15 protein-coding genes are annotated in these 15924 nt (G+C 48.7%); 7 read left to right on the top strand and 8 right to left on the bottom strand.

Annotated elements, in window-relative coordinates; genetic code table 11:
• Positions 1–8: 8 nt before the first annotated feature.
• Positions 9–572 (top strand): rhombosortase, encoded by a 564-nt coding sequence (gene rrtA, locus CWE15_RS06835; protein ID WP_157980728.1) that lies wholly within the window; start codon positions 9–11, stop codon positions 570–572.
• Here rrtA and CWE15_RS06830 read toward each other — a convergent pair.
• The 4 genes from CWE15_RS06830 to CWE15_RS12120 all read right to left on the bottom strand — a co-directional run bounded on the left by CWE15_RS06830 (position 564) and on the right by CWE15_RS12120 (position 6288).
• Complete coding sequence (locus CWE15_RS06830) at positions 564–911, bottom strand: hypothetical protein (protein WP_126757347.1); 348 nt, start codon at positions 909–911, stop codon at positions 564–566. The two genes, rrtA and CWE15_RS06830, sit on opposite strands and share 9 nt — an antisense overlap.
• A 74-nt stretch (positions 912–985) precedes the next feature.
• Entirely contained in the window at positions 986–1681 is a 696-nt protein-coding gene (locus CWE15_RS06825; protein WP_126757346.1) for a 2OG-Fe(II) oxygenase, read from the bottom strand.
• 11 nt (positions 1682–1692) lie between these two features.
• Positions 1693–2151: a hypothetical protein gene (locus CWE15_RS06820; RefSeq protein ID WP_126757345.1), complete on the bottom strand. Its 459-nt coding sequence runs from the start codon at positions 2149–2151 to the stop codon at positions 1693–1695.
• A 72-nt stretch (positions 2152–2223) separates the two neighbouring features.
• Entirely contained in the window at positions 2224–6288 is a 4065-nt protein-coding gene (locus CWE15_RS12120; RefSeq protein ID WP_126757344.1) for a S8 family serine peptidase, read from the bottom strand.
• Between the two features lie 306 nt (positions 6289–6594).
• On the opposite strand from CWE15_RS12120, the gene CWE15_RS06810 reads away from it, so the two are divergent.
• Together CWE15_RS06810 and CWE15_RS06805 are read left to right on the top strand one after the other, a co-directional pair.
• Positions 6595–7527, top strand: coding sequence for an isopenicillin N synthase family dioxygenase (locus tag CWE15_RS06810; protein WP_126757343.1), 933 nt, complete (start codon positions 6595–6597; stop codon positions 7525–7527).
• Positions 7524–8084, top strand: a complete 561-nt coding sequence (locus CWE15_RS06805) for a thioesterase family protein (protein WP_126757342.1) — start codon at positions 7524–7526, stop codon at positions 8082–8084. The genes CWE15_RS06810 and CWE15_RS06805 overlap by 4 nt, the downstream gene beginning before the upstream one ends.
• Positions 8085–8158: 74 nt before the next feature.
• Here CWE15_RS06805 and fadE read toward each other — a convergent pair whose 3' ends face one another.
• Positions 8159–10588 (bottom strand): acyl-CoA dehydrogenase FadE, encoded by a 2430-nt coding sequence (gene fadE / locus CWE15_RS06800; protein WP_126757341.1) that lies wholly within the window; start codon positions 10586–10588, stop codon positions 8159–8161.
• Positions 10589–10765: 177 nt separating this feature from the next.
• On the opposite strand from fadE, the gene CWE15_RS06795 reads away from it, so the two are divergent.
• Complete coding sequence (locus CWE15_RS06795) at positions 10766–11536, top strand: DUF3108 domain-containing protein (RefSeq protein WP_126757340.1); 771 nt, start codon at positions 10766–10768, stop codon at positions 11534–11536.
• On the opposite strand, the gene purN is transcribed toward CWE15_RS06795, so the two are convergent.
• A complete protein-coding gene (purN, locus tag CWE15_RS06790) occupies positions 11533–12177 on the bottom strand; it encodes a phosphoribosylglycinamide formyltransferase (RefSeq protein WP_126757339.1) in 645 nt (214 codons plus the stop codon). The two genes, CWE15_RS06795 and purN, sit on opposite strands and share 4 nt — an antisense overlap.
• The gene (gene purM, locus CWE15_RS06785; protein ID WP_126757338.1) at positions 12177–13217 is read right to left on the bottom strand and encodes a phosphoribosylformylglycinamidine cyclo-ligase; all 1041 of its coding nucleotides are present in this window, start codon (positions 13215–13217) and stop codon (positions 12177–12179) included. The genes purN and purM overlap by 1 nt, the downstream gene beginning before the upstream one ends.
• Positions 13218–13386: 169 nt before the next feature.
• Between purM and CWE15_RS06780 the strand changes: the two genes are divergently transcribed.
• Together CWE15_RS06780 and wrbA are read left to right on the top strand one after the other, a co-directional pair.
• Positions 13387–14517, top strand: coding sequence for a GNAT family N-acetyltransferase/peptidase C39 family protein (locus CWE15_RS06780; protein ID WP_126757337.1), 1131 nt, complete (start codon positions 13387–13389; stop codon positions 14515–14517).
• On the top strand, positions 14517–15116 hold the full coding sequence (wrbA, locus tag CWE15_RS06775; RefSeq protein WP_126757336.1) for an NAD(P)H:quinone oxidoreductase: 600 nt from the start codon (positions 14517–14519) through the stop codon (positions 15114–15116). The genes CWE15_RS06780 and wrbA overlap by 1 nt, the downstream gene beginning before the upstream one ends.
• Here wrbA and CWE15_RS06770 read toward each other — a convergent pair.
• On the bottom strand, positions 15100–15540 hold the full coding sequence (locus CWE15_RS06770; protein ID WP_126757335.1) for an RrF2 family transcriptional regulator: 441 nt from the start codon (positions 15538–15540) through the stop codon (positions 15100–15102). The genes wrbA and CWE15_RS06770 overlap by 17 nt on opposite strands.
• A gap of 84 nt (positions 15541–15624) precedes the next feature.
• On the opposite strand from CWE15_RS06770, the gene CWE15_RS06765 reads away from it, so the two are divergent.
• Positions 15625–15849 carry a hypothetical protein gene (locus tag CWE15_RS06765; protein ID WP_126757334.1) on the top strand — a complete coding sequence of 75 codons (225 nt, stop codon included), beginning with the start codon at positions 15625–15627 and terminating at the stop codon, positions 15847–15849.
• The last annotated feature ends 75 nt before the right edge of the window (positions 15850–15924 follow it).

The raw sequence follows: 15924 nt of genomic DNA, 5'->3' as shown, positions 1-15924 counted from the left end.
GCGTGCCAGTGGCAAAGCAATACACAGTACCACCCGTAGCGGTGGTACTTTTGTTGCTGCTGGTGTTTATATTGCCTGAGCCAGTCAAGCTGTTGTTGACCTACGAGCGAGACCTTATTGGACAAGGACAAGTATGGCGCTTACTAACAGGCCAGTGGGTGCACTGGGGGCTTGGCCACTTTGTGATGAATGTGGCGGGTGTTTTTTTGCTCTGGTTACTGTTTGCTGAATACGCCCAAGGCAAGCGGTATGTATTCGCTATTCTTGGTGTCGCTATGATGAGTAACCTGGGCATGTATTTATTTGACTCCCAGGTAGCCTATTACGTTGGATTTTCCGGCACTATCTATGGCCTTTTCGCTTGGGGAGCGGTGCAAGATGTGCGGCAAAAAGCTGCGTTTGGTTGGTTATTACTCATCGGTGTATGCGCAAAGGTGGCCTACGATATGTTTGTTGGGGCTGTTTCTTTAGGCGGTTCGGAGGTAGATGCGTTAGCTGTTTCAGCTCATTTTTATGGGGTGTTAGCGGGTGGAGTGTTGGGGCTACTGCAAAAGCCCGTCAAGTTAGCTTAACGTGTTGGACTCTTGCTTTTCTTGTTGCTTTCGCTTGCGAAAAGCTCGTACTTTTTGCTGGATAACTTTCAGTTTTTGTTCTTCACGCCAGCGCCTGTAAGCTAATAAACTGCCCATAACAAATACCGCAAGGGCAATGCTGCGAGCAGTGTACAGGGCGATTACTGTGCTCTCACGCTCTAGGTGAGGCTCCAACTGAGGAGTCAGGCTTAGATAAACGTCAAAGAGTAAAGGCAAGCCGAGAGCAATGATAAAGCTTGCGGCCAGAGACCAAGTAAAGGTCCGCACGGAGCTTGGTAACCCTGTGTTTTTTTGTTTCTTGGCTTTACTTTTCGACACCTGCCGCGTTCCTGTTGCCTGTTAACAATAAGTTAAGTTTAACATAATTTTCATTGTTTATTTATATAGCAGCGTCAACCTCCAAATAGAGACTCGCCCGTATTCATAAGCACCCAACTGGTCAGGATGTATTTGTCGTTACTGACCGGTGTAGTGCCCCTGTGAGTATGAGTAAAGTAAGCCGGAGCAATCACCATACGCCCTTGCTTAGGCTTAATTTGCTTGTCTTGGTAGTAGAAGTCGGTGGTACCTCCTTCTTCTACGTCGTTTAAATAGAACATAAATAAAAGGGTACGATGCAAGGCTTCTACTGAGCCTTTTTGCGGGTACACTTCGCAGTGCCAGTAGTTATAGTTGCCTTTTTCGGCGAGGTACTTTTGTGCTTGAATGGGGCCTAGTCGGTACAGCAAACGCATATACCCCTCTTCATTACCAGTGCCAAGCTCTGCAAAGTTTTCATGGGTTAAGTCGACCCCCTTGCCTGTTTGTGGGTGTTTTACCTTTAAAGCAACCGGCGCAATTAAGCCAAAGTGATAGGTTTTAAAGTACTCAAGCACATGGGTGCGGGTGGCATTCCGAATGACTTCGAGGTCTGCCTGATACTCAGGGTAATGCTCGAGATACAGGTCTTCACTGCGTTTTTTTGCCGGGTCAACACCGTGACCCGTTCGACCCGGTTGCCGATGAGGGCTAGCATTAAAACGCTGTATGAGGCCCTCGCAAAACTCGGGGGAAAGGGCGTTGTCGTATATACCTATAAAGTCTTTCATGGGTAGCTGCTCTAATGGGTTTGGGTGGCTTGAGGAACGCAAAGGCCTTGGTTCAAAATAACACGTGGGCGTGGTTGAATGCTGCAGTCAGAAACAAGCTGATGCTTTTCATTATAAGCTTGGCTAGCCGCATTATAATGTTCAATCAGTTCGAGTAACTTGCTCTCATCGGCGGTTTCTGTTGAATACACAATGTAGCGCTCAGGCCCACCACAAGGCTTTACGCCTACTTCTGCAAGCTTACAGCTGGCAGGGTTTTGTGCTCTAGCAATACCGGCGGTGGCGCGAATTTCTGCGAGCATGTCTTCTAGCCCTTCAGCAGCCGGTTGCACGGGAGCGAACACAGGCGTGTCGATAACGGACAAGTTTGGCGTTTCTTGTTTGGGTTGGGGAGCCTCTTGAGAGCAAGCAGCAAGAAAAACAAACGGGCTCAGCACACAAGCGGTAACAAAACGTCGTGTTTTTTTCATAATGAATGTCCTTTTATTGCAATGAAAAGGGGCCCCGTAAGGCCCCTTGGTTATATGACAATTCGAGCCGAATTAAGCTGTTAGCTTACGACGGCGACGAATAATTGCCAATGGTAATGCAAGTAAAGCTGCGAAAATTCCGAAGCTACCTTCGTACCACTTTTTGTCGCTCTTCACAGGGTTCACTTTCACGCTTACAGTGGCTGTGTCGGTGAGTTCACCGTCAGAAACCGTTACTGTAAAGGTGAGCGTGCCTTCTGTTTTCAGCGCTGGCGCTTCAAACGAAGCTGTGGCTGTGTCGGCACCTGTTAAGGTCACAGACGTACCGCCGGTTTGGGTCCAAGTGAAGCTGAGCTCGTCTCCGTTTTCGTCGGAGCTACCCGCTGCGCTTAATTGAACCGTGTCACCTGCGTTCACAGTACCACCGCCTGTTGCGCTTGCTACTGGAGCTACGTTACTCGACTCAACGGTTACTGTGACAGTACCTGTTGACGTGGTTGCACCATTGGCGTCGACAATGCGGTATGTGAAGCTGTCTTCGCCCACAAAGTCGGCTTCAGGCGTGTACACGAATGCAAACGGACCTGGCGCTTCTTCAGGTGCTTCTTCTTCAGCGGCTGGGCCTTCTTCACCTTCACCTGGTGCTGGTTCTTCTTCAGCTTGCGCCGAAACAACAGTACCATTCTCAGGCTGGGTCACGATTTCAACCGTACCTTCACCTTCTGCTTTAAAGGTCATAGGTTGCACGGCTTCACGCACGCTTTCATCGCCTGTTAAGCGAACTTGAGACAGGGTTTTCACACCCAGCTCAAAGCTTTCAGCGAAGTCAATTTCAACCGTTTCATTTTCAACCACAGTGGCCGTTACGTCACTGGCCTGGCCAATGGTTTCAGGGGTTACATCGTATGAGAACTCAACGTACCCTTTTTCACCACGGTCGAACATCACTTGCAGTGCGTCACCTGACATTGGCGCTTGGCCTTCACCGTCATAGTAAGCTGTAAAGCCTGCTTCACCCGCTACGTCTTCAAAACCAACACTCCCAAAGCCTAAGTCAGCAGGCATGTCGATGTAGTTGAAGTACACACGGTCGCTACCTAAAGCAAACCAAACTGCGAAGCTGTAACGCTTACCAGAGGTGTCACCCCATTGCGCAACGTCATTCCACTCAATAACAAGCCAGTCGTCTATATTGTCATTGAGTAGGTTGTACAACACGGTACCACCATCGCCACCACCAACTGCAAAGTCAGACCAGAATGGTGCTATTACTGCGTTCGGGTTAGCAGGGTGTGGCATTGGCTGGTTTATGAATGAGAAACCAAATGGTTGGTCAGCCGTGGTCATCCCGTTTTCACTGAAGTAGAGACTTTCGACTGGAGTACCGTCGTAAGTGAAACCACCTAAAGCGCCTATTGGTAGGCTATAGGTTACTTCATCACAGCCGGTATCACATGGTAGAGCAAAGTTCTCAACTGGTAAGTCTGTGAGAGACAAACCTGCATATGGGAACGGGTTGTTCGCCAAGGTAATATTGCTAGGCAAGTCATTGACTACGCCCGCCCAAGTCATGGAACGGCCGTCTTGCGCAACACTGAAGCCAACTTCACTTGAGTGACGAGCGTCAACAGTGATAGAGCTTGAGTCAAGAGCAGTGCCTTCCGGTACCAGCATCGTGAAACTTACAGGGTACTGATCGTCGCTACTACCTAAGCGTGAACGGACGGTTGCCGGGGCAGCCGTGGTTAGGTTCGCGTTATCTTCAACGGTGGTTGAAAGTACTTGTGCGTCAGCTGTGTGCTGGGCAACAAGAGCAATAGGCATGCGCGCGTCAGCGAACTGACCCGATGCGTCTTGCCAGAGTACTTCACCAAATACCCAGCCTGGCTCCGCGTAGTTAACATCAACAGCTAGCGTGAAGCTTGCTTCACCTTCAGCGTCGAGTGTTAGCGTTGGTTCACTTAATGTGCCGTAAACGCCTTCAGATGAGAAGCTAACGGTGCCGTTCCAAGTGCCTTCCGTGTCAAGCAAGTTGGTTACTGTGCGTTCGAACTCACAGCTAATCACACAGCTTACTGAAGCAAATGAAGGCGAGTCGAAGGTGATTGCCGTGTTAATTGCGTTGGCAACATTCAAGCGGCCTGCACCACGGTCGAAAGGACCTGCTGCAGTTTCTGCGTCTTGCATCTTAACGCCTGAGTCTGTCGAGCTCATAAGAACAGACTTTAACTGCTTAGCATCTAGGTTCGGCATAAACTGACGAACCAGCGCGGCAGCACCTGCAACGTGTGGGCTTGCCATACTAGTACCCGAGATAGCGCCGAAACCATCTTGCTCACCTTGCGGAACATAAGCAGATAAGATGTTAGTGCCCGGTGCTGCTAAGTCTGGTTTCAGGAAGCTAGCGTCGCCATTTGGTCCACGCGAACTAGTGGCAGCCATAATGTCAACAGAGCCTTCGTCAACGAAGCTCATTGGATCAGGCGATATAGTGGCTGTGTCACCTTCTTGCCAGGCGGCAACAATGGCCTCGCCATCTGCTTTCGAAATAGCAACAGAAGGCAGGGCTGCACCTGGCATGGACATACTGATAACGCCTGTTTCAGCATTGTCATATAGCACCATAGCTACGGCACCTGCTGCTTCTGCATTATTGGCTTTGTCGGTAAAAGCACAGGTACCACGTGAAATGAGTGCGATTTGCCCTTCAAATGCACCTTCTGCGAAAGCATTACAACCTTCTACGTTTTCAGCGTCAACAGCACCGGCAAAATTAATTTCTGCAGTAATAGCAATGCGTGGCGCGTTTTCTTCAACTTCAGGGTCTGTTGGCCAGTCGAAATCACCTGAGCCCATGATAGATGGTGCGCCATCTAAGCCGGGTGCTGTGGTGGTAAAGTCGGCAAAGAAACGACCCGTTTGTGTATTGGCTACCGCTAAACCAGATTCGGCACAGGCAGGGCAACCAATGGACGTGTCGCCAGGACCGTCGTTACCGGCTGCGGTAACCATAAGCACACCGGCTTCTTCAGCAGCTTCAAAAATAGGCGTGTAGGCGCTATTTGCAGGGTCTGCACCACCACCACCACCCCAAGAGTTGTTGATCACTTGGGCGCCGTCAGCTACTGCATCTTCCAGTGCTGAAACTAGCATAATGTTAGAACCACCACCTGGACTGGTAGGCGTTCTAAAGAGAGCCTTGTACACCATCAGCGTAGCACCCGGTGCCACACCTGAGATATTCACATCTACGCCTTGGTAGTTGGTTGCTACTGGATTACCAACGGCAGTACCCGCAACGTGCGTACCGTGGCCACCTAGGTCGAGTGGGCTTAAGTACTCATCCGGGTGTACCGCAAAGGTTGGGGTGTAATAACGGGCAAGCACAAGCTTGTCGTTACAGAAAGTAGGTTCAATAGTTGAACAGTAGTCGTCGTTTGGTAGACCTTCCGGACGAACATGTCCATTACTTTGGAACATAGCGTGTTCAGCGCGAATACCACCGTCGATAATGGCTACTTTTACACCTTCACCGGCCCGTTCTTGGCCGGCAACGCCCTCATTGATGGCTTCCCATACATCTGGTGCGTTAATGAGGTCGAGAGAGACGTCTGTGTTTGCATAGAACATTTCATGTTCATATACGCGCTTCACACCTGGGATGGCACTTAGCTGACTTTTTACGTCAACTTGGCCTGGAAGTGAAACAATAAGGCCGTTCATCAATAAGCTTAAGTTACGCTCAACGTTAATTTGAGGAAACTTCTCAGAAAGAACACTGACAAGTTCATTCTGACGGGCTTCTAGATAGGCGGCGTAAGACTGCACTTCAGCTGAATTTACGTCGAGTAATTCTGTGCCTGTAGCACTACGGTGAGTGGCGGGTAAGTTTTCAATACCCCCTTTATAGGTTGCAACGGGGGCGTCCTGCAGCTCAACAATATAGTAGGTTGGAAATTCTTGTTGGGCGAGTTGCCGTTTTACTTTTTCGTCAGCGTTTGCACGCTCGACCATGGAGGCTGCAAGCTCAGTTTGTACTGGTGTCAGTGTACTTGCTGAAACGCCGAGCGATAATGCCGACGCAACAACAGTAGCCACCAGACTGAGCTTATGCGAGCTCTTCTTAGTAGGTTTCATACTCTATCCTTCCCTTTAAAGAATGGCTGTTGCATTTGTTATGGTTGTCTTGGAATGCGGTTACATCTTGTCTACCGCAGTAGGTAATGTAGGCAAAACGCGCAGCAAAAGGAAGGGGTTGGTTGTTAGTATTGTGTTTTTTCTGCCTGATCTTGTAACAAATTGTAAATGTAGGGCAGATGCTTTAATGCAGTGAACACCGAAAATAGAGCTGAGTTTTCCACTCTTAGCGTAGGATGCGCTTGTACCTTACGTATCTGCGGTATAGGATCGTTTGGTTAACTTATGACTTGAAAGGTAGTAGCAATGAGTTCAATTCCTCACGTAGATGTGGCTTTATATGAAAAAGACTTTGCGTCTTTTGTACAAACCCTTGGTGAAGGCTATGAAGGGAATGGTTTTGTCGCCTTAACCAACCATGGTATTCCTGCAGATGACATTCATCGTGCGCTCGACATTACCGCACGATTGTTTGATTTGCCGGAAGATGTGAAGAAAAAATACCATCAAGAAGGGGGCGGTGGTGCGCGTGGCTATACCCCTTTTGGGACAGAAATAGCTAAAGATGCAGAACATGTTGACTTAAAAGAGTTTTGGCATGTTGGCCGTGAGCTTGAAGGTCCACAAACGGATCCAGCGTTACTACCGAATGTGTGGCCTGAAGAGCTGCCTGAGTTTAAAAATCAAATGTTAAGTCTGTTTAAGGCGCTTGATGCTCTAGGTAGCCGGGTGCTAGAAGGTATTGCAGTCTACTTAAAGCAGCCGCGAGACTACTTCAAAACTCGCACTAATATGGGGAACTCCATTCTTCGTCCGCTGCACTACCCACCCATTATTGATGAAGGCACGCCGTCAGTGCGAGCGGCAGCTCACGAAGACATTAACGTGATTACCTTATTAATTGGTTCGCGCGAGCCAGGGCTTGAAGTGCTGTCAAAGTCAGGCGCTTGGATTCCAGTGACCATTTTAGAAGGGGCTATTGTGTGTAACGTGGGCGATATGCTGCAGCGTCTGACCAATGGTGTGTTGCCTTCGACCACGCACCGAGTGGTGAACCCGCCCGCCCCTTATAGCAGCAAAAGCCGTTATTCTATTCCGTTTTTCTTGCACTTTAACTCCGAGGTGATGATCGACGCTTTAGACAGCTGTGTTACGCCGGAGAATCCGAAGAAAGACGAACCCATTACTGCAAATGACTACTTAATGGAACGCTTACGGGAAATAGGTTTAATTAAATGAGTTTACTAGGACGCTTAATTTGGATTTTGCTCAAACGGTCGCGCACGCCCCGTTGTAATCCTCTCGACACATTACGGGTTCAGTCACGGGCGTTGCCGCACGACTTAGACTTGAATATGCATGTAAATAACGGTCGTTATTTAACCTTTGCAGATTTAGGACGCATGGACTGGTTTATTCGCACTGGCTGCTTTCAGGTGGCTCGTGCGCAAAAATGCATTCCAGTCATTGGCGACGTGACCGCGCGCTTTATTCGGCAATTAAAAGCGTTTGACCGTTTTTATGTGGAGTCGCGTTTATTGGGCTGGGATCAGAAATGGGCGTACCTAGAACACAAAATACTCGACAAACACGACAGGGTCGCTGCCATTGTGGTTATTCGTGGCATGTTCTGGAATAAAAAAACCGGAGGTATGAAGCCACAAGAGCTATTAGACGCGACCGGCAATGGTCATATGGAAGCGCCAGAGTTGCCCGAGTGGGTGCAAACGTGGGCCCAGGGCTTAAGTGAACTTTCAGAACGGTCACGCCGAGAGCGGGCTGCAGGTTCTCAGTAAAAGCAACGCTTTAATATAAAAAACCGCTCACGTGCTTAGCAGGTGAGCGGTTTTTTTTCTTGCCTAGCTAGTGGTTAAGCGGCGATGTCTTTACCGTTAACACCGGCTTTAATGTAGTCAATATCAAAGTTGTCTACACTAATCACTTTAATACGACCTTGTTCAGCGCGTTCAAGCAGTTCTACTTCTTCATTGCTGAGCACGCCTAGTTCTTTGCCTTTAGCCGCTAGCTTGTCTAAGAAGACAAATGGCAAGCGTTCGCCGGCTGCCTTCACAATTTTAGCGTGCAGTGGTTCACAGGCAATAATATCAGCAAGTACACTTTCCACGTAGCCAAAGGCACTGTCTTTTGACAAACATTGACCTGCACCTAAACGTGAACGGGTTTCGTTCGGCTCCATTAAAATGCGTGAAATTTTATGTTCAAGCATATCAGAAGGAGCTTTTACAAAGCGCCCAAACGGATACATGATCAGCTTCATTAAACCGCCCACAGGAGCAAAGTTTTCGAATAAAGCACGCTGGCTTTCTTGTAAACGGTATAGGGTGTCTTGCATGGCCCAATGAACGAAAGGCAAGTCGCCTTTTGGGCGCCCCTCGTCTTCATAGCGTTTCAGCACGGCTGAACCAATATACAAGTAGCTGAGCATGTCGCCTAAGCGAGCAGAAACGCGCTCTTTACGCTTTAAGTCACCGCCATAAAGCCCCATAGCCACGTCGGAAAGCAGGGCGAGGTTGCTACTAAAACGGGTCATTTGTTTGTAGTACTTAGCGGTTTCGCCCGACACAGGAGCGCTAACAAAACGATAGCCACCTAAACCTAACCAAACGGAACGGAAGAAGTTGCTCATGGCAAAACCAATATGGCCAAACAAGGCTTTATCGAAGCGAGCTAAGCCTTCTTTCTGGTTACTTGAATGAGCTGACTGCATTTCTTCCAATACATACGGATGACAGCGAATGGCACCTTGGCCGTAAATCATCAGGTTACGGGTAAGAATGTTCGCTCCTTCTACCGTAATTGCGACAGGTACGCCTTGGTAGCCGCGCCCTAAGTAGTTATTTGGTCCTAAGCAAATACCTTTACCGCCGTGAATATCCATGGCGTCATTCATGCATGTGCGCAGACGCTCAGTCATATGGTATTTAGCAATGGCCGAAATAACCGAAGGCTTTTCACCAATATCAATCCCTGTGGTTGACATTTTAGTGACAGCGTCCATGAGGTAGGCGTTACCACCCATGCGGCCAAGAGCTTCTTCAACCCCTTCCATTTTACCGATAGGCGTTTTGAACTGGCGACGAATGCGTGAGTAAGCACCTGTTACTAGGGCAAGTGACTTGGCGCCGCCAGCACTGGTTGAAGGCAGAGTAATAGCACGGCCTACCGACAGGCATTCTACCAGCATGCGCCAGCCTTTCCCTGCCATGGCAGGGCCACCAATAATAAAGTCGAGAGGAATAAACACGTCTTTACCGAAAATAGGGCCGTTATTAAAGGGCACGTTGAGCGGTAAATGGTGGCGGCCAATGTCCATACCAGGAATATCTCGTGGCAACAGGGCAGAGGTAATGCCAATGTCTTCTTTGTCACCTAATAAGCCTTCAGGGTCATACATTTTAAAGGCTAAACCAATGACCGTAGCAACAGGTGCTAAGGTAATGTAACGTTTGCTGAAGTTTAGTTTAATACCGACAATTTCTTTGCCTTCCCACTCGCCCTTACAAACAATACCTGTGTCAGGAATAGAGCCTGCGTCAGAGCCAGCTTCTGGGCTGGTTAAGGCGAAACACGGAATTTCTAAGCCCTTGGCTAGGCGTGGCAAGTAATGGTTCTTTTGCTCGTCCGTGCCGTACATTTGCAATAACTCACCTGGACCCAGGGAGTTAGGTACACCGACGGTTGTGGCCAAAATAGTGGAATGCCCCGCAATTTTTTGCAGTACACGGGATTGTGCATAAGCAGAAAACTCTAGGCCGCCATATTCTTTTTTAATGATCATGGCGAAGAACTTGTTGTCTTTTAAGTACTGCCAAACATGTTCAGGTAAGTCTGCAAGCTCGTGGGTTGCTTCCCAGTCGCTGGTCATTTTGCAAACTTCTTCACAGGGGCCGTCTAAAAACGCTTGTTCTTCAGCGGTTAAACCAGGGGCTGGAATTTCGTGTAATTTTTTCCAGTCAGGGTTACCGCGAAACACGTCACCTTCCCACCAAACGGTACCCGCTTCGAGGGCATCACTTTCGGTTTCCGACATTTCCGGCATGATTTTGCGAAATGTCTTAAGAATTGGGTTGGTGATAAGTGAACGGCGAAAAGGGGTTATCAGCAAAGGCAATAAAACAACACCTGCAATTGCCCAAGGCACCCATTGGAATAGACCAACGGACGACCCAATAATTAGCATTACTAGGGTTCCGATGGTAAAGGTTATTAATGAAGCTCGGTGATAAATTAATCCACTTAATACAATAAAAGTGGCAATACACCAGAAAGTGACACTCATTGGTATTCTCCTAATTTCGAGGTCTGACCAGTCAGGTGCACGTTAGAACAATTACAATTCCTTTGCAAGTGTTTGTAGGAACTTAGGCTGTCGTTTCCTGTCTATATTTCTTTGCTAAGCTGTGGCAAGCTTTTAGCACACTAAGCGCTCGAGAAGCGCACACGAAAAGGACATCTTATGGCGCAGTTTTGGTACAAGGCCATTGTAATACCAATGGTTTTATTTATGGGGGCCCAAGTCATGGCAAGCCCACTAGCTACCGCACCAGACACGGAACAAGTGGCCCGTGCCGAGCGTCTGACGCAGGCGTATGAAGCCATGTATGAGTTAACGCGGCGTGGCACCAAGCGGGGTGAAGCAGGGCGAGCCTTGCGCAAAGAAGAAAATGGAGTGTGGGTGTACGACACCTATACAGACGCAGCCATGCTGTTTTTGAGTGATAGACGTGAGCACATAACGGAATTTATTCTAGAAGGTACCCAGGTGAAACCCTTGGAGTTTCATTACCAGCGTACCGGAACAGGCTCGAATAAGTCTTTAGCTATTCAGTTTGACTATCACAATGAAAGCTTACAACAGCTTGCAGGAGAGCCTATTAGCGCACCTTGGCAAGCGGGCTTACTCGATGCCAATGCGGTGTTGCACCAATTGCAGATAGACGTGGCATTGCGGCCGCTGAGCGGGTTGAATGAATGGACATACCCATTGATCGATGAAAGCGGGCGGCTCACAGAATATACATTTCGAGTGGTGGGCAAAGAAACCTTGGAAGTGCCATTCGGTTTGATGGACACGGTAAAAGTAATGCGTGTGCGTGAAACCAACCGCAGAGAAACCTATTTTTGGTTTTCGCCTTTGCACCACTTTACATTGGTCCAAATGCAACAGTTAAAAGAAGGGAAAGAGCAGGCGAAACTGGTGCTTCGCGCACTCAATTGGCAAGGTTAGTCGTCTTCGGCGGCGTAGCCTGAAGCGCCGAGCAGTTGCCCGTCTAGCTCTGCGCCCTGTGCTGTTAGTCGAAGTCGGTCGGTACAGAGCCAATGCACCACCAAGGGGTAAATACGGTATTCCTGTTCATGCACCCGTTGCTGAAGCTCTTCTTCCGTGTCGCCAGGGAAAATAGGGACCTTCGCTTGCAATACAACGGGCCCGCCGTCTAGCTCCTCGGTGACAAAGTGAACACTAACACCGTGCTCCGTGTCGCCATTTTCAAGGGCGCGGGCATGCGTATTTAACCCTTTGTATTTAGGCAGTAGCGACGGGTGGATGTTCAACAGCCGACCTTGGAACTGCTGGACAAAGTCAGCCGTAAGAATACGCATAAAGCCAGCCAGTACGACCACATCGGGTTGATACTCTTCAACCAAGGCTGCTAAGGCTTGGTCATAGCTTTCACGGCTTTCAAAGTCGCGGTGGGAAAGCACCGCAGTGTCAATGCCGAGAGCTTCTGCTTTTTTTATGCCCGCTGCACCTGCCTTATTCGCAATCACAGCAACAACCAGACCGGCAATGCGCTGATTCGCGCATTGCTCAGCAATGTTGACCATATTACTGCCCGAACCAGAAATAAGAATAACAATACGTTTCATTAAACGAATTCCACTGACTCTTCATGGTCGGCTTTTTCGGCGATATGGCCTAAAATCCAGGCTTGCTCGCCGGCATCATTTAAGAAAGCCACTGCAGCTTCAGCCTGGTCTGCAGGCACAGCAATAGCCAAACCAACACCACAGTTAAAGGTACGGAACATTTCGTCGCGTGCGATGTTGCCGTTTTCCTGTAGCCAGCTAAAGACATCTGGCCACGTCCAGCTGCTGCGATCTACAACCGCTTTTGTCCCTTCTGGTAATACACGTGGAATGTTTTCTTGGAAGCCACCGCCGGTAATATGAGAAATAGCATGGACAGGCAGTTGCTTAATCAATTCAAGCACTGGCTTTACATAAATTCGGGTGGGTGCCATAAGGTGTTGCCACAAAGGCTTGCCATTTAAATCGGCATTAACATCGGCATTGCTAACTTCAATTACCTTACGAATCAGCGAGTAACCGTTCGAGTGGGGACCACTCGAGGCAACGGCAATTAAGGCGTCGCCAGCGGCCACTTTACTGCCGTCAATAATTTCGCTTTTTTCAACCACACCTACACAGAAACCGGCAAGGTCGTAGTCGTCGCCTTCGTACATGCCCGGCATTTCAGCCGTTTCACCACCTATCAGAGCGCAACCTGCTTGCACACAGCCTTCGCCAATACCGCTTACAACAGCGGCGGCAACGTCCACATTGAGTTTGCCGGTGGCATAGTAGTCAAGGAAAAATAGGGGTTCACCGCCTTGCACGATCAAGTCGTTGACACACATAGCAACCAGGTCAATACCAACGGTGTCGTGTTGCTTCAAGTCGATGGCGAGGCGTAACTTGGTGCCTACACCGTCGGTACCCGAAACCAACACGGGCTGCTTGTAGCCTGTCGGTAGCTCACAAAGAGCGCCAAAGCCGCCAATGCTTCCCATCACTTCAGGGCGGTGTGTGCGGCGTGTCACATGCTTAATACGTTCTACCAGGGCATTACCAGCGTCAATATCAACACCAGCATCTTTATAACTTAACGACGATTTTTGTTCGCTCACGAGAAGTCCTCAATTAGCCTTCGCAGGCAGGGTGGCTTTATCGGATGGGCATTTTAACAGCAGTCGAGCCAAGCTTGAATGGTAAAGCGAAGATATTTTTTATTTCTATTGCCAAGCTTGCATTTCTAGCGTCAAATATTGTTGTTTTTAAGCCTGAAGGCGCCACTCTATGGCATATGTTCATCGTATTCTTCCCGGCCAGCTGCATCATATCGATGCATTGCAGTCTATTCATAAACGTGGGGTACCTTACGACGTTATCAGTCGCCGTAGTTTTAAGCGCTTTATTCAGCATGAGCAGGGGGCGCTGTTTGTGTTAGAGGTGCTTGTTGGTGAGCATTGGTTATGTGTGGGCTATGGTATTTTGCTGTACCGAAAAGGGTCACAGTTGGCACGCCTCTATTCCTTAGTTATTGACCCTAGCTGGCAGCAGCAGGGTCTGGGCTCTGCTTTGTTAGAATATGCAGAGCAACAAGCTCGTCATCAACATCGCGTGTTTTTAAGGCTTGAAGTGAGCATTCGAGAAGAAGCCGTTCTAGATTTTTGCCGCCAACGGAACTATGTGTTGCTGCGCTTGAAGCCTGCTTACTACCAAGACTTGTCCGATGCATGGGTTTTACAAAAGCAGCTGCATTTTTTTGATACGGCTTGCGTGCCACGTGTCGTACCACTCTTGACGCAAACCACCGGCTTCACTTGTGGACCTGCGTGCTTACTCATGGCCCTTGCTTATTATAACTTGCCTTGCGCAGAGCCTGGTCACGAAGAGTTAGAGATATGGCGTGAAGCGACCACGATATTTATGACCTCAGGCCACGGTGGTTGTGGCCCACATGGCTTAGCAGGGGCGGCAATTAAGCGTTTCTTGCAGGCAGAGGTTTGGGTTAGTCAAGCCGGGCCTGTCATGCTAGAGTCGGTGCGTAGTCAGGAAAAGCGTGAGGTGATGGCGCGTATTCAAAAGCACGACATTAAAAAACTTAAACTAGCAAAAGTGCCAATGTTTCAAGCTGCCTACAGTCTTGAAAGGTTACGCTCCGACCTAGCTGAAGGAAAGTTAGTGCTTGCTTTGATCAGCATGTACCAGTTTGATCGCACGAAGTCGCCTCATTGGGTGTTGATTACATCGGTGGATGACTATTTTGTTTATATCAATGACCCGGATGACGACCTACTTCCATGGCAAACTACAACAGAGCGGCAGTACATGCCTGTTCCTTTGGCGCGGTTCATGCGGGCGTTTAGCTATGGCACAAGCAAGTTACGTGCTGCAGTGGTTGTCTATTACAAGAAGGATACATAATGGCGAAGGTATTAGTTTTATATTATTCCAGTTACGGACATATCGAAAGCATGGCGCAGGCCGTTGCAGAAGGTGCACAGCAAGGCGGCGCTGACGTGGACATTATGCGGGTACCTGAGTTAGTTCCCGAGGACGTTATGGACGCTTCAGGGTACAAGAAAGACCAAGCAGCCCCGGTGGCGAAACCCGCTGACTTGGCTCGTTACGATGCAGTTATTTTCGGTACTCCAACGCGCTTTGGCATGATGGCGTCACAAATGAAAAACTTTCTCGACCAATGCGGTAGCTTATGGGCTAACGGAAGCTTGGTAGGGAAGGTCGGTGGTGTGTTCACCTCAACGGGCACCCAGCATGGTGGCCAAGAAGCGACCTTATTGAATTTCCACACTGTGTTATTACACTTTGGTTTTGTGGTTTCGGGTTTACCTTATAGCTTTACTGGCCAAACTCGTATGGACGAAATAACCGGTGGCACGCCCTATGGTGCAAGCACCATTGCAGGTGCTGACAATAGCCGTCAACCGAGCGACAACGAGCTTGATGGAGCCCGCTTCCAAGGTGAGCATATTGCCAAGCTCGCGGCTAAGCTTGCAGGTTAACCACAAAAAGTTGTTGTAGCTCTGTTTTATTGTCTGCGACTAAGTCCGCTACGGTAAACTGGCTTAAATGCTGGTAAAACAGAGCTTTTCCTTCCCCCACAATACTGTTGAGCTTACAAGCTGGCAGGGCGACGCACTCAGGTGTGCGACACTCAATCCATTCTTCATCACCTTCTAATTGCCTCACGACATAGTCTAGTCGAATCGACTCAATGGGCTTGGCTAAGCTAAAGCCACCGTGTTTACCCCGGCGGGTTGCAATAAGCTCTAGCTTCGCTAAGTGGTGTACAACTTTGTTGACATGGTTAGCCGACAAATTGAACACTTCGCAAATTAAGCGGACATTGGCCCTGTGCTCTTTTGGCTGGCACCCAAGGTACATTAAAACCCGGAGACCATAGTCGGTATATTTTTTTAATTGCATACAATTTCGTCAGCGCTAGGGGTTGAATTCTACTTAATATACATTAATAATGCGCAATATAAATAAACATTAGGAATGTATATTATGGCGAAAGCGAACAAACTTCTGATGGCAGCGAATAGTGCTATGGTTTTCACGTTACTGTGTTTCCTTGTAGCCGCTTACCTGGCATGGATACAAGGTGACGCGCTGCCGCTGCGAACAGTGGCTATTATGCACATGCTGCAAATAGTGTTCGCCGGCTTATTTAAACTTTCTTATGTGTTGCGCCTGATAGCCCAAGACGAACTGGGTCTAGCGTTAAGATAGGCCACAGCTGCAAAAAATAAAGAAGCTGCTAAAGTAAGAGCTATATATTTCAAGCGTTTACTTTATGAGGAGCGT

This window comes from Aliidiomarina taiwanensis (genome assembly GCF_003987015.1).
GTDB lineage: Bacteria > Pseudomonadota > Gammaproteobacteria > Enterobacterales > Alteromonadaceae > Aliidiomarina > Aliidiomarina taiwanensis.
Note: the sequence above shows the minus strand (reverse complement) of the source record. Positions and strands in the feature narration are given on the sequence as shown.